This is a genomic window from Streptomyces sp. NPDC023723, assembly GCF_040639815.1.
Classification (GTDB): domain Bacteria; phylum Actinomycetota; class Actinomycetes; order Streptomycetales; family Streptomycetaceae; genus Streptomyces.
The window spans coordinates 200,974-221,349 of record NZ_JBFAAP010000002.1 but is presented as its reverse complement, the minus strand read 5'-3'; the positions used below and the strand labels follow the sequence as shown (position 1 = coordinate 221,349).

Here is a 20,376-nt window from a genome sequence, read left to right as displayed (position 1 = left end):
GGTCACTGTTTCTTCACAGTCCCCATGCATCCCCCCGATAGCAGGCATCACCTTAAGCACACTTATACGACGAACACTCTTTCGCGGCCGAATCGTTATCCGAACGGTCTCGCCCTGACCGGCCGGTCTCCGCCATCCGCCCGCGCGAAGCGGAGGTTTCCGGCCGGTGTGGCTCTCATCGGCCGTGGCAAAGCGCGCATCGTGCCGCATCATGGTGAAGGAACCCCTGGGGACGGGAGGCAAGTCCGTGTCGCAGCCGTCTGGGCAGTCCTGGCGCAGCGAGGACGAGTCGTCGGCCGGGGGCGCGCCGCACCCCCGGCCCCCACTGCCCTGGCAGGGGCCGCGGGTCCCCGCCGCGCAGTCCTGGCCGTCCTCCGGAACCGCGCCGATGCTCGCCTCCCATGCCGAGCGTGAGCGGGCCGTGGACGTGCTCCGGGCCGGTTACGGGGAGGGCAGACTGGAACACGGCGAGTTCGAGAAGCGGGTCGGGCGGGCCTACGCGGCCCGGACCGTCGACGAGCTGGCGCTGCTGGTCGCCGATCTGCCGCAGGGGCCCGCGCCGGTCGCCCGGATCGGCACCGCCGTGCCGGCGACCTTCCTGCCGGCGCCGCCCCCGGCCACCAACGGCAAGGCGGTCGGCGCCATGGTGTGCGGGGTGCTGACGCTGGTGACCGCCGGGCTCAGCGGCGTCCCCGCGGTGCTGCTCGGGCACTCGGCCCGCGCGGAGATGCGGCGGTCCGGGGAGCGCGGTGAGGGCCTCGCCATGACCGGGCTGGTGCTGGGCTGGGTGTCGGTCGCCGGCTGGGCGTTCATCCTCACCGTCCTCATCGCGGCGGGGCTGGCCTCCAGCGGATGACGGCAGGAGGACTGTCGGACTGATCGTCTTCGGTGCGGGGGCTTGACAGCGGTCCCGTGACGGATGCGGGCCGTCCGCATTTGTTTTGACCACAGCGAATGCGATAGGTACGCTCAGACCTTGTGCCTGGGGTGTGCCCTGGCTCCTGTGTGTGCCTTCAACCGCACGGGATCCGTGAGCGGCCACCGCAATCTGTGCAGTTTTCGCCTCGCGGCGGAGGTCCGCCGGATTCGACACACCCGACCGCGTGGGTCGGTGACGTTCCAGGTTAGCTTCACCATTCGGCACACAGAAACCGGAGAAGTAGTGCCTACGATCCAGCAGCTGGTCCGGAAGGGCCGGCAGGACAAGGTCGAGAAGAACAAGACGCCGGCACTGGAGGGGTCCCCCCAGCGTCGTGGCGTCTGCACGCGTGTGTTCACGACCACCCCGAAGAAGCCGAACTCGGCCCTGCGTAAGGTCGCGCGTGTGCGTCTGACCAGCGGGATCGAGGTCACTGCTTACATTCCGGGTGAGGGGCACAACCTGCAGGAGCACTCCATCGTGCTCGTGCGCGGCGGCCGTGTGAAGGACCTGCCCGGTGTTCGCTACAAGATCATCCGCGGCTCGCTCGACACCCAGGGTGTCAAGAACCGCAAGCAGGCCCGCAGCCGCTACGGCGCCAAGAAGGAGAAGTAAGAATGCCTCGTAAGGGCCCCGCCCCGAAGCGCCCGGTCATCATCGACCCGGTCTACGGTTCTCCTCTTGTCACGTCGCTGATCAACAAGGTGCTGCTGAACGGCAAGCGCTCCACCGCCGAGCGCATCGTGTACGGCGCCATGGAGGGCCTGCGCGAGAAGACCAACAACGACCCGGTCATCACGCTGAAGCGCGCGCTGGAGAACATCAAGCCGACCCTCGAGGTCAAGTCCCGCCGTGTCGGTGGCGCCACGTACCAGGTGCCGATCGAGGTCAAGCCCGGTCGCGCCAACACGCTCGCGCTGCGCTGGCTGGTCGGTTACTCCCGCGCCCGGCGCGAGAAGACCATGACCGAGCGTCTGCTCAACGAACTTCTCGACGCTTCGAACGGCCTCGGTGCGGCCGTCAAGAAGCGCGAGGACACGCACAAGATGGCCGAGTCCAACAAGGCCTTCGCGCACTACCGCTGGTAGTCGCTACCCACATCGAGACCGAGAGAAGACTGAAGCCTTATGGCTACCACTTCACTTGACCTGGCCAAGGTCCGCAACATCGGGATCATGGCCCACATCGACGCGGGCAAGACGACCACCACCGAGCGGATCCTGTTCTACACCGGTGTGTCGTACAAGATCGGTGAGGTCCACGACGGCGCCGCGACCATGGACTGGATGGAGCAGGAGCAGGAGCGTGGCATCACGATCACCTCCGCTGCCACCACCTGTCACTGGCCGATGGAAGACGTCGACCACACCATCAACATCATCGACACGCCGGGCCACGTCGACTTCACCGTCGAGGTGGAGCGTTCGCTGCGCGTGCTCGACGGTGCCGTGACGGTGTTCGACGGCGTCGCCGGCGTCGAGCCGCAGTCCGAGACGGTGTGGCGTCAGGCCGACCGCTACGGCGTCCCGCGCATCTGCTTCGTCAACAAGCTCGACCGGACCGGCGCGGAGTTCCACCGCTGCGTCGACATGATCAGCGACCGCCTGGGTGCGCAGCCGCTGGTCATGCAGCTGCCGATCGGCGCCGAGGCCGACTTCAAGGGCGTCGTCGACCTCGTGACGATGAAGGCCTTCGTCTGGTCCGCCGAGGCGACCAAGGGCGAGATGTACGACATCGTCGACATCCCGGACACCCACGCCGAGGCTGCCGAGGAGTACCGCGGCAAGCTGCTCGAGGCCGTCGCCGAGAACGACGAGGAGCTGATGGAGCTGTACCTGGAGGGCACCGAGCCCTCCGTGGAGCAGCTGTACGCGGCGATCCGCCGTATCACCATCGCGTCCGGCAAGAGCGACGGCACCACGGTCACCCCGGTGTTCTGCGGCACCGCGTTCAAGAACAAGGGCGTGCAGCCCCTGCTCGACGCGGTCGTGCGCTACCTGCCCTCCCCCCTGGACGTCGAGGCCATCGAGGGCCACGACGTCAAGGACCCGGAGAAGGTCGTCGCGCGCAAGCCGTCCGACGACGAGCCGCTCGCGGCGCTGGCGTTCAAGATCATGAGCGACCCGCACCTCGGCAAGCTCACCTTCGTCCGGGTGTACTCCGGCCGCCTGACGTCCGGCACCGCCGTGCTGAACTCCGTCAAGGGCCGCAAGGAGCGCATCGGCAAGATCTACCGCATGCACGCCAACAAGCGTGAGGAGATCGAGTCGGTGGGCGCCGGTGACATCGTCGCCGTCATGGGCCTGAAGCAGACCACCACCGGTGAGACGCTGGCCGACGAGAAGAACCCGGTCATCCTGGAGTCCATGGACTTCCCGGCGCCGGTCATCGAGGTCGCGATCGAGCCCAAGTCCAAGGGCGACCAGGAGAAGCTGGGTGTCGCCATCCAGCGGCTCGCGGAGGAGGACCCCTCCTTCCAGGTGCACACCAACGAGGAGACCGGCCAGACCGTCATCGGCGGTATGGGCGAGCTTCACCTCGAGGTGCTGGTCGACCGGATGAAGCGCGAGTTCCGCGTCGAGGCCAACGTCGGCAAGCCGCAGGTCGCGTACCGTGAGACGATCCGCAAGGCCGTCGAGCGCGTCGACTACACGCACAAGAAGCAGACCGGTGGTACCGGTCAGTTCGCCAAGGTGCAGATCGCGATCGAGCCGATCGAGGGCGGCGACGCCTCGTACGAGTTCGTCAACAAGGTCACCGGTGGCCGTATCCCGAAGGAGTACATCCCTTCGGTCGACGCGGGCGCCCAGGAGGCCATGCAGTTCGGCATCATCGCCGGCTACGAGATGACCGGTGTGCGTGTGACGCTGCTCGACGGCGCCTACCACGAGGTCGACTCCTCCGAGCTGGCGTTCAAGATCGCCGGTTCGCAGGCCTTCAAGGAGGCCGCGCGCAAGGCCAGCCCCGTGCTGCTCGAGCCGATGATGGCCGTCGAGGTCACCACGCCCGAGGACTACATGGGCGACGTCATCGGTGACATCAACTCCCGCCGTGGCCAGATCCAGGCCATGGAGGAGCGGGCCGGTGCCCGCGTCGTCAAGGGTCTGGTCCCCCTGTCGGAGATGTTCGGCTACGTCGGAGACCTCCGCAGCAAGACCTCGGGTCGCGCAAGCTACTCGATGCAGTTCGACTCCTACGCCGAGGTTCCGCGGAACGTCGCCGAGGAGATCATCGCGAAGGCCAAGGGCGAGTGACGTCGTACTCCGTTTAACGGACGACGTTCCCACGCTTTAGGCTTGACTCCGGAGCCTGTCGAAGGGCATTCCGCCACCAACCCGGCGGAATGCCCCTGGGCCCGGGCTATCCAGCAAAGATCACCTGGCGCCGATGAAGCAAGGCGTTCAGAACCACTCCACAGGAGGACCCCAGTGGCGAAGGCGAAGTTCGAGCGGACTAAGCCGCACGTCAACATCGGCACCATCGGTCACATCGACCACGGTAAGACGACCCTCACGGCCGCCATTACCAAGGTGCTGCACGACGCGTACCCGGACCTGAACGAGGCCTCGGCCTTCGACCAGATCGACAAGGCTCCCGAGGAGCGCCAGCGCGGTATCACCATCTCCATCGCGCACGTCGAGTACCAGACGGAGACCCGTCACTACGCCCACGTCGACTGCCCCGGTCACGCGGACTACATCAAGAACATGATCACGGGTGCCGCGCAGATGGACGGCGCCATCCTCGTGGTCGCCGCCACCGACGGCCCGATGCCGCAGACCAAGGAGCACGTGCTCCTGGCCCGCCAGGTCGGCGTTCCGTACATCGTCGTCGCCCTGAACAAGGCCGACATGGTGGACGACGAGGAGATCCTGGAGCTCGTCGAGCTCGAGGTCCGTGAGCTCCTCTCCGAGTACGAGTTCCCGGGCGACGACCTGCCGGTCGTCAAGGTCTCCGCGCTGAAGGCCCTCGAGGGCGACAAGGAGTGGGGCAACTCGGTCCTGGAGCTCATGAAGGCCGTGGACGAGGCCATCCCGGAGCCCGAGCGCGACGTCGACAAGCCGTTCCTGATGCCGATCGAGGACGTCTTCACCATCACCGGTCGCGGTACGGTCGTCACCGGCCGCATCGAGCGTGGTGTCCTCAAGGTCAACGAGACCGTCGACATCATCGGCATCAAGCAGGACAAGACCACGACCACGGTCACCGGCATCGAGATGTTCCGGAAGCTGCTGGACGAGGGTCAGGCCGGTGAGAACGTCGGTCTGCTGCTCCGCGGCATCAAGCGCGAGGACGTCGAGCGCGGCCAGGTCATCATCAAGCCGGGTTCGGTCACCCCGCACACCGAGTTCGAGGCGCAGGCGTACATCCTGTCCAAGGACGAGGGCGGCCGCCACACGCCGTTCTTCAACAACTACCGTCCGCAGTTCTACTTCCGTACGACGGACGTGACCGGCGTCGTGACCCTCCCCGAGGGCACCGAGATGGTCATGCCGGGTGACAACACCGAGATGAAGGTGGAGCTCATCCAGCCCGTCGCCATGGAAGAGGGCCTGAAGTTCGCCATCCGCGAGGGTGGCCGGACCGTGGGCGCCGGCCAGGTCACCAAGATCAACAAGTGATCTGACCTGACCTGAGTGGCTCGAAGGGGCCCGCACGACTTCGGTCGTGCGGGCCTCTTTGGCGTGCGCGGTCTCGCCCGTACGGGAGCGGCCGTCTCTACGAGGTCTGGGCTGCGGGCTGCGGCCCGACGGCCATGAAGGCGAGGACGGTCACGCGGGTGATGAGTCCGCCGAGCAGGGCCGTGAGGAAGCCGTCGACGTGCAGGCCGTAGTCCATCGTGGAGCTAAGCCAGGAGACGAGCAGCCAGAGCAGCGTGTCCTGGACGATGCCGATGGCACCGAGGATCAGCAGCAGGATCGGGTGCGCGCTCCTGATGGCGTCCGGATAGCTGGAGATCAGCTGGTTGACTATGAGGAAGACAGCGCTGGCCAGGACCACTTCCCAGGGCGGCGCGTCGATGATCGGGGTGATCCCGGAGAGCAGGACGGTGGCCAGGGTCACGCCCGCGTAGGTGCCCAGGATACGTCTTCGCTTGTACATGACGTGATCATCGTGGCCGGTCGTCGGCGGGGCAAGGGTCCGGCGGCGGGGTGTGCCAGCGGGCAGCGGGTAGTGCCGGACCTTGCTCACCCGGGCCCGGTTCGATCACAGGTTCTACAAAGGTCTGGGCATAGTCGGTGCCGAGAGGAAGACTGAGCCTCCGACATGCCCCGTCCCTTGCCTGAGAGTGAACAGTCGTGAGTACCTCGTCCGGTGACGAACCGAACCTGTCCGACGCCGAGTTGGAGGCCTTCTTGAAGGACGCCGCCGGGGGTTCTTCGAGCGGGGCGCCACCCAAGGAGCCGTCGGCGCGGGCGCGGATGGTGGCGCGGCGGCTGCGGGAGGCGGACGAGGCGGCGGCCCGGCAGGCGAAGAAGGGACGGTCCGCTGATCCGCCGGGCTGGCGGACCGGTCCGGTGGGGCAGGAGGCGAACGGCCGTCGGGCGCGTCGGCGACGGGTGCTCGCGGTGGTCGGTGTGGTGGTGGCCGTGGCGGTCGCGGTGGTGGCGGTACGGCCGTCGCTGCTGCTGGACCGGTTCGGTGGCGGGGGAACGGCTACGGCGTCGGAGCCCGGTGATCCGGGGCTGCCGACCCGGGCCGAGCCGTTCCGTGGGTCGCCCGCGCTGAGCTGGGCCGACGGGGCGGACGGGATCGAGCTGCCGGCGGTGCAGGCGGTCGGTGACATGAGCGCGGAGGATGTCACCGAAGCGCTGCGGCTGACCAAGGAGCTGCTGGTCGCCTCGAACCTCGATCCGGCGGTGCTGCGTGGGGATCGGCCGGAGAAGGCGATGGCGCTGCTCGACCCGGAGAGCCCCGGCCTGACCTCCCGCCTGAAGCGGTCGCTGAGCGACCCGAGCGAAGAGGACGACCCGCTGACGCTCTTCACCCGGTTCGACCCGGGCGAGGCGCGGGTCATCGGGGACGACGCGGTGAAGGTGCGCGGGGAGATGACGTACGAGGCCGGCGACCCCGGTTCGGTCGAGGTGCACGCCGACTACACCTTCGTCTACGGCGTCGAACGTGCTGACGGTGGTGCCGTCGACCGCACGATCGTGCGCCGGGACTGGACGGTGATGCTGGCCGACCCGGAGCGGTGGGAGGCGACGGAAGGGCGGCTGTTGCCGAAGTCGTACTACGTCAACTTCGGCAACACCGCGTGCGAGGTGTACGACGGTTACCTGCATCCGTCCTTCACTGGCGCGTCCGTCACGGGCTCGCCGGCGACGGGGCCGGAGGTCGACCCGTACGACCGGAGCGAGCCGGTGACGCGGGACCCCGACATGACGTGCGGGGAGGTCACGAGAGTCTGAGCGGCTCGGCCTCCGCCGTGCCGCCGAAGGGCGGGGTTTTCGGATCTGTCACTCGAGGACTTCGTCGAGGGAGGTGGCGGTCACGGCTCGCAGGAGCCAGGTGTGCAGGGTCTCTGGGTCGGTGCAGTGGGTGATGTGCTCGCGTGCTTCCTGCGGGACGTCGATGCCGCGCTTGTCCAGGACGGCGAGGACGTCCTTGGCCGCCTGTCGCGCCTCGCTTTCGGCGCGCACTTCGGCGCGCACTTCGGCCCGTGCTTGGGCGCGCACTTCGGCGCGTGCTTGGGCGCGCACTTCGGCGTCCGCTTGAGCGAGCCCTTCGGCGCGGGCTTTCGCCAGTGCCTTCTTCATGAAGTCCGACTGGTAGAAATCAAGGTCCACAACCACCAGTTTGCTCCAGATCTCTGCGGCGGGCAGTTTGCCCAGTCCTCGGAAGATGAGTTCGACAAAGGGTGTGCCGACGGCCTCCGGTTCATCCATGAGCGCCGTCGACATCGCTTTCAGTATGCCCTCGATGTCCGGGCTCGTGCCGTGGACGATCGCGGCCAGCGCAGCCAGGGCGAAGTCTTCGCGGACCTGGTCCGGCTCGGTGATCACCGGCATGTTGTGAGGACCGGCGACGATGGGCCGCACCGTCAGCGAGGGCCATGAGCAGAACCCGATGGGTTCCGGCCGGGCCGCCCACTCGGCCGTCGCGTGATCCTGGCAGACCACGAGGAGGAGCGGCGGCAGACGGTACTTGCTGCGCAGGTAGGCGAGGTAGTAGCTCCAGCTGACCGACTTTTCCGGGTCCTTTTTGCGCTGTGCCTCGATGGCGAGCAGGAAGGGCCCGTCGTGCCTGGTCTCGATACGGAGCAGAGTATCGATACGGCGTTCGATGGGCTCCGTCTCGGTCACGTCGTTGGGCAGCACGCTGACCGCGACCGGCGGAGGCAAGCGGAGGCCGAGAGCATCGGAGACGCGGGAGAAGAGCGTCGGGTGGTCCTGGAAGATGCGGTGCATCGCCTCGTGGGACGAGCTGACCATGGAGTTCCTTGCGGAGTCACGGGTGATTGGCGGTGCGGCAGTCGCGGCAGTGGGACACGCCCTGAGGAGCGCGGAAGCCCCGGTCGCAGCCGTCGCAGTTGCGCAGTTCCAGCGGGGGTGGTGGGGGTGCCGCCGGAGCCCGGAACGGGGGTGCGGGTGGCAGGCGGTCGGTGAGGCGGTGGGCCAGGAGGGCGGCCGGGCGGCGGAGGTCTTCGAGGGGGAGGCCGGTCGTCAGGGCCTGGCGTACGGCGGCGGGAGACACGTCGCGTTCCAGCCAGGCGGCGACGCCGGGGGCCAGGTGAGCGGCGTCGTCCTCGGAGAGCAGCAGGCGGGAGTCGTGGCGGCGGAGGCCGGCGAGGACGTCGATGGCCTGCGCGATGAGGGCGGGGGCGGGGCACGACGGCTTCGGTACGGCGGGTAGGGCGCGTTTCCTGGGTGCGGCCGTTGCCTCGCGGCGGGGCTTGGGGGCGTGCGGCGACCGGGGCTGACGGGTGGCGCCGGGCTGGTTGCAGGAGACCGTGCGGGTGAGGATCCGGCCGTCGGGGCTCCGGGTGCGCTCGCGGCGGAGGTAGCCGTGAGCCTCCAGCTCGCGCATGGCGGCGGCGACGCGGGTGGTGCCCTCGCGGAGGCGGCGGGCGACGGACTTGATGTCGGAGGGTGTGCCGGTCGGCAGCGACTGGATGTGCACGGCCACGCCGATGGCCAGGCCGGAGAGTTCGCTGTGCTGGGCGAGGTGGTTGCCGACGACCGTGAAGCGGGTGGTGTGGCGGACGTTGTCGTGGATCACCCCGGCCGGGGGATAGTCGTCGGCAACGTCGGACGGAGCGCAGGGGGGAACGCTAAGGTTTTCGGTATCCATCGGGAAGCTCTTATCTTCCTGGGTGGTCAGGCCCTCGCGGTGGGATGCCAGTCCCGGCGGGGGCCGTTTTGTTTGCGTTGCGGCTGAGCGTAAGGCAGTTGAGGGACCCGAGTGCCAGCCGAGCCGGTGATGTTCACCCGGGCGAGTGAGCCGCCGCCGTGGGCGGAAAGGCGGGGCTTGGTGGGGTTCTTTCCCTTCAGAGTTCCTTGGGAAAGGCGCCCGAAGCACCGGAGCGCGGAGAACCGGGTTCCGGTGAGCCGACGCCCACTTCTGCCCACATGGTCTTGCGCGGGAAGCGGCCGTCCGCTACGCCCCAGCGGTCGGCCAACGCCTCAACGAGGAGCAGGCCACGGCCGCTTTCGGCGTCGTCGTCGGGGGCCTGAAGGGCGGGGAGTTGTTCGCCCCGGGTGTCGGTGACCTCGATGCGGAGGGTGTCGTCCAGGACGTGGAGGCGGACGTGGAAGTCGCGTCCCTGGACCCGGCCGTGGGTGGCGGCGTTGCTGGCCAGTTCGGCGACGAGGAGGTCGGCGGGGTGGGTGGGGAGGCCCCAGGAGCGGAGCTGCTCAGTTGCCAGGAGGCGGGCGAGGCGGGCGCCTCGGGGGGTGGGGGAGAGTTGCACGGTGAAGTCTTGGGGGGCGGTGATGAGTTCGGGGGATTTCTGGTTCACGTCACCCAGCGTGGCGTCGTCCGCATACCGTGAACAGTGACTCAGCGCTTGCGTGATGTGACTGTCCGGAGCTTGTCCCGGGTGTACGGGGTTGTCAGGTGCGATGAAAGGTGCGTGATGACGGTCGAGGTGGATGAGCCGGGGTGGGCGGTCGATCCCGACGACGAGTGGGGTGTCGCGGTCATCGCGACGGTGGGTCGGCAGTTGAAGCTGCGGCGGGAGGCCGCGGGGATGCGGGCCGCGGAGTTCGGGGCGGCGATCGGGTACGGAGAGGACCTCGTCTACAAGGTCGAGGGTGGGAAGCGGATTCCCAAGAAGACGTATCTGGACCGGTCGGACCAGGTGTTGGACGCGGGCGGGCTCATCTCAGCGACCTGGGAGGACGTGAAGAGGGTCCGCTATCCGAAGAAGGTTCGGGAGATGGGGAAGGCGGAGGGGAAGGCAGTTGAGATCGGCCTGTACGAGTGCAACATCATCCCCGGGTTGTTGCAGACGCCGGATCATGCTCGGGCCCTGATCGAGGCCGCGCAGCCGCCGTACTCATCGGACGATGTGGAACGGATGGTGGCCGCGCGGCTGGCCCGGCAGGAGGTCTTCGACCGCGACCCGGCTCCGTCGATGCACTTCGTCCAGGAGGAAGCGCCGCTGCGTCGTCAGATCGGCGGCACAATGGTGTGGCGGCGACAACTCGAACGTCTGCTGGAGGCAGGGCGGTTGAACAACGTCACGCTCCAGGTGATGCCGACGAACACCGACGCCCACCCGGGGCTGGACGGCAGGATCGAGTTGCTGAAGTTCCCGGACGGTACGGCGGTGGGGCGCTCCGACGGCCTCTTTAACGGGCGGCCCGTTTCGGAGCCCAAACACCTCCGCATCCTGGAGTTGCAGTATGGGACCATCCGGGCCCAGGCTCTCTCGCCACGGGAGTCGCTGACCTTCATCGAAAAACTGCTGGGAGACACGTGATGCGTAAGAAGATCGCCGGGGACGTCTCCGAACTGGCGTGGTTCAAGAGCAGCTACAGCGGCGGCACGAACGGCGAGTCCTGCGTCGAGATCGCGATAACCCCGCACACCCTGCACGTCCGCGACTCCAAAACCACCACCGGCCCCCGTCTGACCGTCACCCCCGCCACCTGGGCGGACTTCGTGGCGTACGTCCGTTAGCGCGGAAGTACCCACCTCGGCACCCACGTTCCGTCGGCCTCCCCGCCGGTCGCGAGGTGGCCTCGCAACACCCCCAGCCCCGGATGGGCACCGTCCCGGTGCCACAGCAGTGAGTGCGGGTACACCGGGGTCGGGTCGGTCACCGGGATCAGGCGCAGGTCGTGGCCGCTCGGCCAGACCAGCCGCGAGCCCGCGCCCATGAACGTGGCCAAGGACGGCGTGTCCGCGATCGTGTCCAACAGCGCGTCCGAGCCGAAGTTCGGGCCCGTCGCCTCGATCGTCAGGCCGAACTCCGCGACCAGGGCGTCGTAGTACGCCGCCCACTCGGTGCCGGGGGCGGCGAGGCCCGGCATCCAGATGCGGTGCCCGGCGAGTTCGGCAAGGGGCACCGAAGAGGCGCCGGCCAGGGCGTGGCCCGGACCCGTGAGCAGGTGCAGCGGCTCGTCCAGTGCCCGTACCGAGTCGATGTCGTCCGGCAGCGGGCGGCCCGGCGCGGCCACCGCGCGGAACGTCGCGTCCAGCGCGCCGGAGCGGATCGCGGCGACGGCCGTGTCGATGTCGAAGATCGTCAGGATGTCGAGGTCGATCTCGGGGTGCGTCTCGTGGAAGCCCCGCATCAGACGGGACTGCGCGCTGCGGGAGGTCAGGACGTCGACGCGCAGGGGGCGGCGGCCGGTGCGGACGGACGCCGCCGCCCGGTCGGCCACGCGCAGCAGCTCGCGGGCGTGCGGGAGGAACGCCTGCCCGTCGATGGTGAGGCGGGCGCCGCGCGGAGTGCGGGTGAACAGGCGGACGCCGACACTCCGCTCCAGCGTGGCGACGCGCTTGGACGCCGCCTGCTGGGTGATGCCCAGCTCGGCGGCGGCCTCCTGGAACTGGCCCGCGTCGGCCACGGCGACGAAGGTGCGGACGGTGTCGAGATCCATCAGGACAGCCTAGAGACACAACCGGAAGTTGTTGGGCAGTGGTGCTCTGGTTGTTTGATGGCAACGCTCCTCGCTCGGTTGGATGGGCGGCATGGGATGGCTCTGGGCGGCGTACGGGACCAGTGCGCTCGGTACGTGGCTGGCCTTCGGGGCGTTTCCGCTGATCGCCGTGCAGGTGCTGGGGGCCGGGTCGGCCGAGGTCGCGGCGCTGTCCGCCGTGGGTGCGGCGGTGGGCGCGGCCGTCGCGGTGCCGCTCGGGCCGTGGGTGGAGTTCCGGCGCAAGCGGCCGGTGCTGATCGGGATGGACCTGGTGCGGGGGGCGGCGCTGCTCAGCGTGCCCGGCGCGTACGCAATCGGCGTACTGAGCTTTGTACAACTGCTGGTGGTGTCGATTGTCGTGGCGGCGGCCGACATCGGGTTTCGGGCCGCCTCCGGGGCGTATCTGAAGGCGGTGCTGACGGGGGAGGAGTTGCTCGTCGTCAATGCCCGGTTCGAGGCCACGGCCTGGTCGGCGACGATCGTCGGGCCGCCGCTGGGCGGGGTACTGGTCGGGGTGCTCGGGCCGGTGGCGACCGTCGCCGCGGACGCCGTCAGCTATCTGGTGTCCGCGCTCGGCATCCGGGCGATGGGCGGGCGGGAAACGGAGCCCGAGCGGCGAGGGGGCGGTCGGCCGCGGGCCGGGGAGTTGCTCGACGGCTGGCGGTTCATCGTCGCCGACGCGGCGCTGCGGCCGCTGTTCCTCAACACCGCGCTGTTCAACGGGCTGGTGCTGGCCACCTCGCCGCTGCTGGCCGTCCTGATGCTCGGGCCGCTGCGGTTCGAGCCGTGGGAGTACGGGCTCGCGTTCGCCGCGCCCTCGGTCGGCGGGCTGCTCGGGGCGCGGCTGGCCCGGCCGCTGGTCGGGCGGTTCGGACCGGGCCGGGTGCTGGCCGGGGCCGGGACGCTGCGGGCGGTCTGGCCGGTCGGGCTGGCCTTCGTCGGGCCGGGCACGGGCGGGCTGGTGCTGGTGATCGGCGTGGAGTTCGGGCTGATTCTGTGCTGCGGGGTGTTCAACCCCGTGTACGCCACCTACCGGCTCCAGCGGACGCCGGGCGACCGGGTCACCCGGGTGCTGACCGCCTGGACAGTGACCGCGAAGGGGTCGACCGCGCTGCTGACGGCCCTGTGGGGGGTGCTGGGCGGGCTGCTCGGGCCGCGTACCGCCGTCGGGCTGGCCGGCGTACTGCTGCTGGCGACCCCGTTGCTGCTGCCTCGGGCCGAGCCGGCGAGCCGGGGGCCGGTGTGAGCTTGCCGGAGAGACGGTCACCCGGCAGGGCGGTCGCCCCCGGCGCGACGCGCGAGGCGGCGTCGGCCGCTCCCCGGGTCGTCGCTCTCGTACGGACACCGTTGCCGCCGGGCGCAGGAGGTGACAGCCGCCTCGGAGAACACTCGGTGAACTCTGTGGCAACGCTGTCGAAGGGCTTTGCGCCAGATCGCCCACACCCCTACCGCATGACATGAGCACTGTTCTTGTCTGGTGGGGTGAAGCAACCACTGCCCCCGCTCACCGTCACCGTCCCGGCCCAGCGCTCCCCGACCGGCGGGCGCCCGAGCGGCGGCGGACGGAGTCCCGGGCGCCGGTTGTACGTGATCGACGGCATCCGGCTGGTCGCCGCGCTGATGGTGGCCCTGCACCACTACGCCGGCACCTACCGGACCGAGCGGCCGGGCAATGTCATCTGGGGCCGGCCGGTCGGCGACATCATGCCGACCGTGCACCACGTCGCCACCTACGGCTGGATCGGCGTCGAGATCTTCTTCGTGATCAGCGGCTTCGTGATCTGCATGTCCAGCTGGGGGCGCTCGCCCCGGCAGTTCTTCGTCTCCCGGGTGATCCGGCTCTACCCGGCCTACTGGTTCGCGGTCCTGTTCACCACCGGCGTGCTGGTGCTCGTACCCGGCGTGTGGGAGCGCCTGAAGGTGCGCGAGGTCCTGTTCAACCTCACCATGCTCCAGTCCGGCTCGGCGGTGCCGAACGTCGACGGCGTCTACTGGACCCTCTGGTCCGAACTGCGCTTCTACCTGCTCTTCCTGGTCGTCGTCGCGATGGGGCTGACGTACCGCAGGGTGGTGGCGTTCTGCTGCGTGTGGGGCGCGGTGGCGATGCTGGCGCCGGTCTCCGACCTGCCGCTGCTCGAACTGGTCGCCAACCCGGACGGCGCGTGGTTCTTCATCGCCGGGCTGGCCCTGTACCTGATGCACCGCTTCGGCCCGGACCTGCTGCTGTGGGGCATCCTCGGCATGGCCTGGCTGATGGGCCAGCTGGAACTGGGGAAACGTATCGACGAGGTCGAACACGTCTCCGGCTGGCGCGGCGCCTTCCTGATCTACACGGTCTTCCTGCTCTTCATGGCCGCCGTCGCCCTCGGCCACACCGACCGGGTCCGGTGGAAGTGGCTGGTGACGGCGGGCGCGCTGACGTATCCGCTGTACCTGGTCCACTACGTGGCGGGCACGACGCTGATCAACCGGCTGCGGGACACGATGGACCCCCGGCTGCTGCTGGTGGTGCTGATCGCCGGCTTCTGCGTCCTGAGCCACCTGGTGCACCGGCTGGTGGAGCGGCCGGTGGCCCGCCTGGTCAAGCGCGGCCTGGACACGTCCTTCGCCCGGCTGCGCAACGCGGACAACGGGTGACCTGTCCGGCGAGGTCGCCCGCGCCTACCCTTGACGTTCAGTGACGTCAGCGCTCGGCTGCGTAAGGGGGGAAGCGTGCGGAGCGACATCGTCGTGGCCTCCATCAGCGCGCTCAGCGCCGTCGTGGTGGCCGTCGTCGCGCTGCGGGGGACGCCCCGGCGCGAGCGCCCCCACGAACCCGTGATCACGTTCGGCGCGCTCTGCGGGCTGGTGTCGGGGGCCGCCGCGTCGGCGGTCGGGCACTGCGAGGCCGACCTGCGCACACTGCTGGAGGGCGGTCGGCTGGACCGGCCGGCCGGGCGGATCTACGCCGGTTTCCAGGACCGCCGGAGGGAGGCGGACGCGCGGGCCGACGAGACCATCCGCGACTACGTGCTGTGGCAGCCGGCGCCCAGGGCGTTCGCCGACGAGCTGTACGGGCTGTGCCAGGCGCTGGACAACGTCGTAGTGCCGGCCGGGGTGGGCCGGCTGGCCGGCCTCGGGGACTGGCTGGCCCGGCTCGCCGAGTCCCGGCGGCGACTGGACGAGCAGTTCGACAACTGCCTGGACGGTCATCTTTCCGAGATCTCCCTGAACGCGCGGGGCGCCGAACGCCGCCGGATCTGGCGCGCGGCCCGGGAGCGGTACGACTCGGCCTTCAGCTCGGGGAACGTGCCGCTGGTCGGCCCGGTGCCGCCGCCCCCGGCCGAGCCGCCGGACCCGGAGCCCGACCCGGGCGCGGCCCGGACCGCGCCCGAACCGGCCTGCGGCGGCTGTGTCTGGCGGTGCCCGCACGCGCCCGCCGGGTGGTGTGCCGCGGCCGGGGTTCCCGAGCAGCGGTCCGCGGCGCCGGCCGCCGAGCCGGTGGTCCGGGCGCTGCCGCCCGGGAGTCAGGTTTGATCTACGTCACCCCCGGGGTAGGGTTCTGCGCTCGATTGGCGTCCTCGATGCCCCGTATGGCAGACTAGCGGGGTTGCTCGGTCGAGTGCCGATGCTGCGCGCCTCCCGCCGGGGGGACCGGAAGCGAGTCCCACAGTACTCGTCGCTCCATGTATTGCACCGAGAGGTGCAGGGGCGGACGTACGGGAATCTTTCGGGAAGCGTATGCGGGGTTCCGGCCAGGTGCCCGGTGGGTTTTCGCCCCCGGTCCGCGGTTCCGGAAGGGCCCGCACTCCCCATCGCAGGGATGTTCGAGGTAGGGCATCTGTGTCAGCGAGAGTGCGACACGCCCGACCGCGTGGGTCGGAGGACGCCGGATGTGCCAGAGCGTGAAGAGAGACAGGACTACGGAGTAGCCATGGCGGGACAGAAGATCCGCATCCGGCTCAAGGCCTACGACCACGAGGTCATCGACTCTTCGGCGAAGAAGATCGTCGAGACGGTGACGCGCACTGGTGCGTCGGTCGCGGGCCCGGTGCCGCTGCCCACTGAGAAGAACGTGTACTGCGTCATCAAGTCGCCGCACAAGTACAAGGACTCGCGCGAGCACTTCGAGATGCGCACGCACAAGCGCCTGATCGACATCCTCGACCCGACCCCCAAGACCGTTGACTCCCTGATGCGACTCGACCTCCCGGCCGGTGTCGACATCGAGATCAAGCTCTGAGGCCGGTGATCTGAAGATGACCAAGCAGATCAAGGGCATCCTGGGCGAGAAGCTCGGCATGACGCAGGTGTGGGACGAGAACAACCGTGTTGTTCCGGTCACCGTCGTCAAGGCCGGCCCCAACGTCGTGACCCAGGTGCGTACCAACGACGTCGACGGCTACGAGTCGGTCCAGATCGCCTTCGGCGAGATCGACCCGCGCAAGGTGAACAAGCCCCTCAAGGGCCACTTCGCCAAGGCCGACGTCACCCCCCGCCGTCACCTCGTCGAGATCCGCACCGCGGACGCCGCCGAGTACACGCTGGGCCAGGAAGTCACCGCCGAGGTGTTCGAGTCGGGCGTGAAGGTTGACGTCACCGGCAAGAGCAAGGGCAAGGGCTTCGCCGGTGTCATGAAGCGTCACAACTTCAAGGGCCTCGGCGCCGGCCACGGCACCCAGCGCAAGCACCGCTCGCCCGGTTCCATCGGTGGCTGCGCCACCCCGGGCCGCGTGTTCAAGGGCCTCCGCATGGCGGGTCGCATGGGCAACGAGCGCGTCACCACCCAGAACCTGACCGTCCACGCCGTTGACGCGGAGAAGGGTCTGCTGCTCATCAAGGGCGCGGTTCCCGGTCCGAACGGCGGCCTCGTCCTGGTCCGCACCGCGGCCAAGGGGGCCTGAGGTAACCGATGAGCACTGTTGACATCCTTTCGCCTGCGGGCGAGAAGACCGGTAGCGTCGAGCTCCCCGCGGAGATCTTCGGCGTGGAGAAGATCAGCATCCCGCTGCTTCACCAGGTCGTCGTCGCGCAGAACGCCGCTGCCCGCCAGGGCACGCACAAGACCAAGCGTCGTGGCGAGGTCCGCGGTGGCGGCAAGAAGCCGTACCGCCAGAAGGGCACCGGCCGCGCCCGCCAGGGTTCGACCCGCGCGCCGCAGTTCGCCGGCGGTGGCGTCGTCCACGGCCCGCAGCCGCGTGACTACTCGCAGCGGACCCCGAAGAAGATGAAGGCCGCCGCCCTGCGGCACGCCCTCACCGACCGGGCCCGGCACGACCGCATCCACGTCGTCACCGGCGTGATCGAGGGCGAGACTCCCTCCACGAAGGCCGCCCGGACGCTGTTCGGCAAGATCTCGGAGCGCAAGAACCTGCTCCTGGTCGTCGACCGCGCCGACGAGGCCGCGTGGCTGTCCGCCCGCAACCTGCCCCAGATCCACATCCTGGAGCCGGGCCAGCTGAACACGTACGACGTTCTCGTCTCGGACGACGTGGTCTTCACCCAGGCCGCGTTCGAGTCCTTCGTGTCTGGCCCCGACAAGGCCGCTGACACCGAAGGGAGCGAAGCCTGATGGCTACGCGTCACCCGAGCATCGCCTCGAAGGCGGCCAAGGCCGCCAAGGCCGCGCGCGTCGCCAAGGCGCGCCGCCACGCCACCGAGGGCAAGAACACCGTCGAGACGCCGCTGAGCAAGTCGTACACGGACCCCCGTGACGTCCTGCTGAAGCCGGTCGTCTCCGAGAAGAGCTACGCGCTCCTCGACGACGGCAAGTACACGTTCATCGTCGACCCCCGGGCCAACAAGACCCAGATCAAGGAGGCCGTGCAGGCGGTCTTCTCGGTCAAGGTCACCGGGGTCAACACGATCAACCGCCAGGGCAAGCGCAAGCGCACCCGCACCGGTTTCGGCCAGCGTGCCGCGACCAAGCGCGCGATCGTGACCCTCGCCGAGGGCGACCGTATCGACATCTTCGGCGGTCCGACCTCCTGACGGAGGTCCGGATCGTCCGATATCGGACGAGGACTGAGAAATGGGAATCCGCAAGTACAAGCCGACGACTCCTGGCCGTCGTGGCGCCAGCGTCGCCGACTTCGTCGAGGTCACGCGGTCCACGCCGGAGAAGTCGCTGGTTCGCCCGCTGCACAGCAAGGGCGGCCGTAACAACGCCGGTCGTGTGACCGTTCGCCACCAGGGTGGCGGACACAAGCGCGCCTACCGAGTGATCGACTTCCGTCGGCACGACAAGGACGGCGTGCCGGCGAAGGTCGCGCACATCGAGTACGACCCCAACCGCACCGCGCGCATCGCGCTGCTGCACTACGCGGACGGCGAGAAGCGCTACATCCTCGCCCCGCGCAACCTGCAGCAGGGCGACCGCGTCGAGAACGGTCCCGGGGCCGACATCAAGCCGGGCAACAACCTGGCGCTCCGCAACATCCCGGTCGGTACCACGATCCACGCGATCGAGCTCCGTCCCGGTGGCGGCGCCAAGTTCGCCCGCTCGGCCGGTGCCTCCGTTCAGCTGCTGGCCCGCGAGGGCGCCATGGCGACCCTGCGTATGCCGTCCGGCGAGATCCGCATGGTGGACGCGCGCTGCCGCGCCACCGTCGGCGAGGTCGGCAACGCCGAGCAGTCGAACATCAACTGGGGCAAGGCGGGCCGCAAGCGGTGGCTGGGCGTTCGCCCGACCGTCCGTGGTGTGGTCATGAACCCGGTGGACCACCCGCACGGTGGTGGTGAGGGCCGGACCTCCGGTGGCCGTCACCCCGTGTCCCCGTGGGGCAAGAAGGAAGGCCGTACTCGTTCGCCCAAGAAGGCGTCGAACAAGTACATCGTCCGCCGCCGCAAGACGAACAAGAAGCGCTAAGGACGGGTTGAGATGCCGCGTAGCTTGAAGAAGGGGCCCTTCGTCGACGACCACCTGATCAAGAAGGTGGACACGCAGAACGAAGCAGGCACCAAGAACGTCATCAAGACCTGGTCCCGTCGCTCGATGATCGTCCCCAGCATGCTGGGCCACACGATCGCGGTGCACAACGGCAAGACCCACATCCCGGTGTTCGTCACCGAGTCCATGGTCGGCCACAAGCTCGGCGAGTTCTCGCCGACCCGCACCTTCCGGGGTCACGTCAAGGACGACCGGAAGTCGAAGCGCCGCTAAGGCGGGGTGGAATCGACTATGACTAACACCGAAGGGACAACCATGGAAGCCAGGGCCCAGGCGCGGTACATCCGCGTCACGCCCATGAAGGCCCGCCGCGTGGTGGACCTCATCCGTGGCATGGACGCCACGGAGGCTCAGGCGGTCCTGCGTTTCGCCCCGCAGGCCGCGAGCGTGCCGGTCGGCAAGGTGCTGGACAGCGCCATTGCCAACGCCGCGCACAACTACGACCACACCGACGCCGACAGCCTCTTCATCTCCGAGGCGTACGTCGACGAGGGCCCGACCCTGAAGCGGTTCCGGCCGCGTGCCCAGGGCCGCGCCTACCGGATCCGCAAGCGGACCAGCCACATCACCGTGGTCGTCAGCAGCAAGGAAGGAACCCGGTAATGGGCCAGAAGGTAAACCCGCACGGGTTCCGGCTCGGCATCACCACCGACTTCAAGTCGCGTTGGTACGCCGACAAGCTGTACAAGGACTACGTCAAGGAAGACGTCGCCATCCGTCGGATGATGACGTCCGGCATGGAGCGCGCCGGCATCTCCAAGGTCGAGATCGAGCGCACCCGTGACCGTGTCCGCGTGGACATCCACACGGCGCGCCCGGGCATCGTCATCGGCCGCCGCGGCGCCGAGGCCGACCGCATCCGCGGTGACCTGGAGAAGCTGACCGGCAAGCAGGTCCAGCTGAACATCCTCGAGGTCAAGAGCCCGGAGACGGACGCTCAGCTGGTGGCCCAGGCCGTCGCCGAGCAGCTCTCCTCCCGCGTCTCCTTCCGTCGTGCCATGCGCAAGAGCATGCAGGGCACGATGAAGGCCGGCGCCAAGGGCATCAAGATCCAGTGCGGTGGCCGCCTCGGCGGCGCCGAGATGTCCCGCTCGGAGTTCTACCGCGAGGGCCGCGTGCCCCTGCACACGCTCCGCGCGAACGTGGACTACGGCTTCTTCGAGGCCAAGACGACCTTCGGCCGCATCGGCGTGAAGGTCTGGATCTACAAGGGCGACGTCAAGAACATCGCCGAGGTCCGCGCCGAGAACGCGGCCGCCCGTGCCGGCAACCGCCCGGCCCGTGGTGGCGGCAACGACCGCCCGGCCCGTGGCCGCGGTGGCGAGCGTCGTGGGCGCAAGCCGCAGCAGCAGTCGGCTCCGGCCGCCGAGGCCCCCAAGGCCGACGCGCCCGCCGCTGCCGCTCCGGCTGAGAGCACCGGAACGGAGGCCTGACCA

Annotated in this window: 24 protein-coding genes; 19 read left to right on the top strand and 5 right to left on the bottom strand. The window is 69.0% G+C overall.

All coding sequences use genetic code 11. The annotated features are described in order from the left end of the window. Positions 1–388: 388 nt before the first annotated feature. The 5 genes from AB0G32_RS03815 to tuf all read left to right on the top strand — a co-directional run bounded on the left by AB0G32_RS03815 (position 389) and on the right by tuf (position 5,541). The gene (locus AB0G32_RS03815) at positions 389–856 is read left to right on the top strand and encodes a DUF1707 and DUF4190 domain-containing protein (protein ID WP_361158232.1); all 468 of its coding nucleotides are present in this window, start codon (positions 389–391) and stop codon (positions 854–856) included. Between the two features lie 306 nt (positions 857–1,162). Beyond that, complete coding sequence (gene rpsL / locus AB0G32_RS03810) at positions 1,163–1,534, top strand: 30S ribosomal protein S12 (protein ID WP_003948652.1); 372 nt, start codon at positions 1,163–1,165, stop codon at positions 1,532–1,534. Positions 1,535–1,536: 2 nt separating this feature from the next. Continuing rightward, positions 1,537–2,007 (top strand): 30S ribosomal protein S7, encoded by a 471-nt coding sequence (rpsG, locus tag AB0G32_RS03805; protein ID WP_361157643.1) that lies wholly within the window; start codon positions 1,537–1,539, stop codon positions 2,005–2,007. Positions 2,008–2,046: 39 nt separating this feature from the next. Continuing rightward, positions 2,047–4,173: an elongation factor G gene (gene fusA / locus AB0G32_RS03800; RefSeq protein ID WP_361157641.1), complete on the top strand. Its 2,127-nt coding sequence runs from the start codon at positions 2,047–2,049 to the stop codon at positions 4,171–4,173. A gap of 174 nt (positions 4,174–4,347) precedes the next feature. Further along, positions 4,348–5,541 (top strand): elongation factor Tu, encoded by a 1,194-nt coding sequence (gene tuf / locus AB0G32_RS03795; protein ID WP_361157638.1) that lies wholly within the window; start codon positions 4,348–4,350, stop codon positions 5,539–5,541. Positions 5,542–5,638: 97 nt separating this feature from the next. On the opposite strand, the gene AB0G32_RS03790 is transcribed toward tuf, so the two are convergent. Next, positions 5,639–6,022: a phage holin family protein gene (locus tag AB0G32_RS03790; protein ID WP_361157635.1), complete on the bottom strand. Its 384-nt coding sequence runs from the start codon at positions 6,020–6,022 to the stop codon at positions 5,639–5,641. A gap of 197 nt (positions 6,023–6,219) precedes the next feature. Here AB0G32_RS03790 and AB0G32_RS03785 point away from each other — a divergent pair, with 197 nt between their 5' ends. Beyond that, positions 6,220–7,332 (top strand): hypothetical protein, encoded by a 1,113-nt coding sequence (locus tag AB0G32_RS03785; protein WP_361157632.1) that lies wholly within the window; start codon positions 6,220–6,222, stop codon positions 7,330–7,332. Between the two features lie 48 nt (positions 7,333–7,380). Here the strand turns inward: AB0G32_RS03785 and AB0G32_RS03780 are convergent, their stop codons facing one another. The 3 genes from AB0G32_RS03780 to AB0G32_RS03770 form a co-directional block, all read right to left on the bottom strand. Continuing rightward, positions 7,381–8,355 carry a hypothetical protein gene (locus AB0G32_RS03780; protein ID WP_361157630.1) on the bottom strand — a complete coding sequence of 325 codons (975 nt, stop codon included), beginning with the start codon at positions 8,353–8,355 and terminating at the stop codon, positions 7,381–7,383. Positions 8,356–8,371: 16 nt separating this feature from the next. Then, positions 8,372–9,214 (bottom strand): helix-turn-helix domain-containing protein, encoded by an 843-nt coding sequence (locus AB0G32_RS03775; protein WP_361157627.1) that lies wholly within the window; start codon positions 9,212–9,214, stop codon positions 8,372–8,374. A 196-nt stretch (positions 9,215–9,410) separates the two neighbouring features. Beyond that, positions 9,411–9,881, bottom strand: coding sequence for an ATP-binding protein (locus tag AB0G32_RS03770; RefSeq protein ID WP_361157625.1), 471 nt, complete (start codon positions 9,879–9,881; stop codon positions 9,411–9,413). Positions 9,882–9,998: 117 nt separating this feature from the next. On the opposite strand from AB0G32_RS03770, the gene AB0G32_RS03765 reads away from it, so the two are divergent. Beyond that, positions 9,999–10,847: a helix-turn-helix transcriptional regulator gene (locus AB0G32_RS03765; RefSeq protein ID WP_361157622.1), complete on the top strand. Its 849-nt coding sequence runs from the start codon at positions 9,999–10,001 to the stop codon at positions 10,845–10,847. Further along, positions 10,844–11,047, top strand: a complete 204-nt coding sequence (locus AB0G32_RS03760; protein WP_361157619.1) for a DUF397 domain-containing protein — start codon at positions 10,844–10,846, stop codon at positions 11,045–11,047. Before AB0G32_RS03765 ends, AB0G32_RS03760 begins: the two co-directional genes overlap by 4 nt. Here the strand turns inward: AB0G32_RS03760 and AB0G32_RS03755 are convergent. Beyond that, positions 11,044–11,973 (bottom strand): LysR family transcriptional regulator, encoded by a 930-nt coding sequence (locus AB0G32_RS03755; RefSeq protein WP_361157617.1) that lies wholly within the window; start codon positions 11,971–11,973, stop codon positions 11,044–11,046. The genes AB0G32_RS03760 and AB0G32_RS03755 overlap by 4 nt on opposite strands. A 91-nt stretch (positions 11,974–12,064) precedes the next feature. Between AB0G32_RS03755 and AB0G32_RS03750 the strand changes: the two genes are divergently transcribed. From AB0G32_RS03750 to rpsC, 11 genes are all read left to right on the top strand, one after another. Next, on the top strand, positions 12,065–13,258 hold the full coding sequence (locus AB0G32_RS03750) for an MFS transporter (protein WP_361157615.1): 1,194 nt from the start codon (positions 12,065–12,067) through the stop codon (positions 13,256–13,258). 236 nt (positions 13,259–13,494) lie between these two features. Continuing rightward, positions 13,495–14,649, top strand: a complete 1,155-nt coding sequence (locus AB0G32_RS03745; RefSeq protein ID WP_361157613.1) for an acyltransferase — start codon at positions 13,495–13,497, stop codon at positions 14,647–14,649. Positions 14,650–14,724: 75 nt separating this feature from the next. Continuing rightward, positions 14,725–15,528 carry a hypothetical protein gene (locus AB0G32_RS03740; protein ID WP_361157610.1) on the top strand — a complete coding sequence of 268 codons (804 nt, stop codon included), beginning with the start codon at positions 14,725–14,727 and terminating at the stop codon, positions 15,526–15,528. A gap of 397 nt (positions 15,529–15,925) precedes the next feature. Then, the gene (gene rpsJ, locus AB0G32_RS03735; RefSeq protein ID WP_003948644.1) at positions 15,926–16,234 is read left to right on the top strand and encodes a 30S ribosomal protein S10; all 309 of its coding nucleotides are present in this window, start codon (positions 15,926–15,928) and stop codon (positions 16,232–16,234) included. 16 nt (positions 16,235–16,250) lie between these two features. Then, a complete protein-coding gene (rplC, locus tag AB0G32_RS03730; protein ID WP_121748660.1) occupies positions 16,251–16,895 on the top strand; it encodes a 50S ribosomal protein L3 in 645 nt (214 codons plus the stop codon). A gap of 8 nt (positions 16,896–16,903) precedes the next feature. Beyond that, positions 16,904–17,563, top strand: coding sequence for a 50S ribosomal protein L4 (rplD, locus tag AB0G32_RS03725; protein ID WP_361157607.1), 660 nt, complete (start codon positions 16,904–16,906; stop codon positions 17,561–17,563). After that, complete coding sequence (rplW, locus tag AB0G32_RS03720) at positions 17,563–17,982, top strand: 50S ribosomal protein L23 (protein ID WP_189417913.1); 420 nt, start codon at positions 17,563–17,565, stop codon at positions 17,980–17,982. The genes rplD and rplW overlap by 1 nt, the downstream gene beginning before the upstream one ends. 40 nt (positions 17,983–18,022) lie before the next feature. Beyond that, on the top strand, positions 18,023–18,859 hold the full coding sequence (gene rplB, locus AB0G32_RS03715) for a 50S ribosomal protein L2 (protein ID WP_361157604.1): 837 nt from the start codon (positions 18,023–18,025) through the stop codon (positions 18,857–18,859). Positions 18,860–18,871: 12 nt separating this feature from the next. After that, on the top strand, positions 18,872–19,153 hold the full coding sequence (gene rpsS / locus AB0G32_RS03710) for a 30S ribosomal protein S19 (RefSeq protein ID WP_320777746.1): 282 nt from the start codon (positions 18,872–18,874) through the stop codon (positions 19,151–19,153). Positions 19,154–19,195: 42 nt separating this feature from the next. Continuing rightward, a complete protein-coding gene (gene rplV / locus AB0G32_RS03705) occupies positions 19,196–19,543 on the top strand; it encodes a 50S ribosomal protein L22 (RefSeq protein ID WP_003974262.1) in 348 nt (115 codons plus the stop codon). Continuing rightward, the gene (rpsC, locus tag AB0G32_RS03700) at positions 19,543–20,373 is read left to right on the top strand and encodes a 30S ribosomal protein S3 (RefSeq protein ID WP_361157600.1); all 831 of its coding nucleotides are present in this window, start codon (positions 19,543–19,545) and stop codon (positions 20,371–20,373) included. The genes rplV and rpsC overlap by 1 nt, the downstream gene beginning before the upstream one ends. The last annotated feature ends 3 nt before the right edge of the window (positions 20,374–20,376 follow it).

Bases quoted from the DNA above. Each gene is read 5' to 3' on its own strand.
- rplC (WP_121748660.1), top strand. From the start codon at position 16,251: ATGACCAAGCAGATCAAGGGCATCCTGGGCGAGAAGCTCGGCATGACG.
- rplB (WP_361157604.1), top strand. From the start codon at position 18,023: ATGGGAATCCGCAAGTACAAGCCGACGACTCCTGGCCGTCGTGGCGCC.
- rpsC (WP_361157600.1), top strand. From the start codon at position 19,543: ATGGGCCAGAAGGTAAACCCGCACGGGTTCCGGCTCGGCATCACCACC.
- AB0G32_RS03790 (WP_361157635.1), bottom strand. From the start codon at position 6,022: ATGTACAAGCGAAGACGTATCCTGGGCACCTACGCGGGCGTGACCCTG.
- rplD (WP_361157607.1), top strand. From the start codon at position 16,904: ATGAGCACTGTTGACATCCTTTCGCCTGCGGGCGAGAAGACCGGTAGC.
- rplV (WP_003974262.1), top strand. From the start codon at position 19,196: ATGGAAGCCAGGGCCCAGGCGCGGTACATCCGCGTCACGCCCATGAAG.
- AB0G32_RS03775 (WP_361157627.1), bottom strand. From the start codon at position 9,214: ATGGATACCGAAAACCTTAGCGTTCCCCCCTGCGCTCCGTCCGACGTT.
- rpsG (WP_361157643.1), top strand. From the start codon at position 1,537: ATGCCTCGTAAGGGCCCCGCCCCGAAGCGCCCGGTCATCATCGACCCG.
- rpsJ (WP_003948644.1), top strand. From the start codon at position 15,926: ATGGCGGGACAGAAGATCCGCATCCGGCTCAAGGCCTACGACCACGAG.
- AB0G32_RS03780 (WP_361157630.1), bottom strand. From the start codon at position 8,355: ATGGTCAGCTCGTCCCACGAGGCGATGCACCGCATCTTCCAGGACCAC.
- fusA (WP_361157641.1), top strand. From the start codon at position 2,047: ATGGCTACCACTTCACTTGACCTGGCCAAGGTCCGCAACATCGGGATC.
- AB0G32_RS03755 (WP_361157617.1), bottom strand. From the start codon at position 11,973: ATGGATCTCGACACCGTCCGCACCTTCGTCGCCGTGGCCGACGCGGGC.
- AB0G32_RS03750 (WP_361157615.1), top strand. From the start codon at position 12,065: ATGGGATGGCTCTGGGCGGCGTACGGGACCAGTGCGCTCGGTACGTGG.
- AB0G32_RS03815 (WP_361158232.1), top strand. From the start codon at position 389: ATGCTCGCCTCCCATGCCGAGCGTGAGCGGGCCGTGGACGTGCTCCGG.
- rplW (WP_189417913.1), top strand. From the start codon at position 17,563: ATGGCTACGCGTCACCCGAGCATCGCCTCGAAGGCGGCCAAGGCCGCC.
- AB0G32_RS03765 (WP_361157622.1), top strand. From the start codon at position 9,999: ATGACGGTCGAGGTGGATGAGCCGGGGTGGGCGGTCGATCCCGACGAC.
- rpsS (WP_320777746.1), top strand. From the start codon at position 18,872: ATGCCGCGTAGCTTGAAGAAGGGGCCCTTCGTCGACGACCACCTGATC.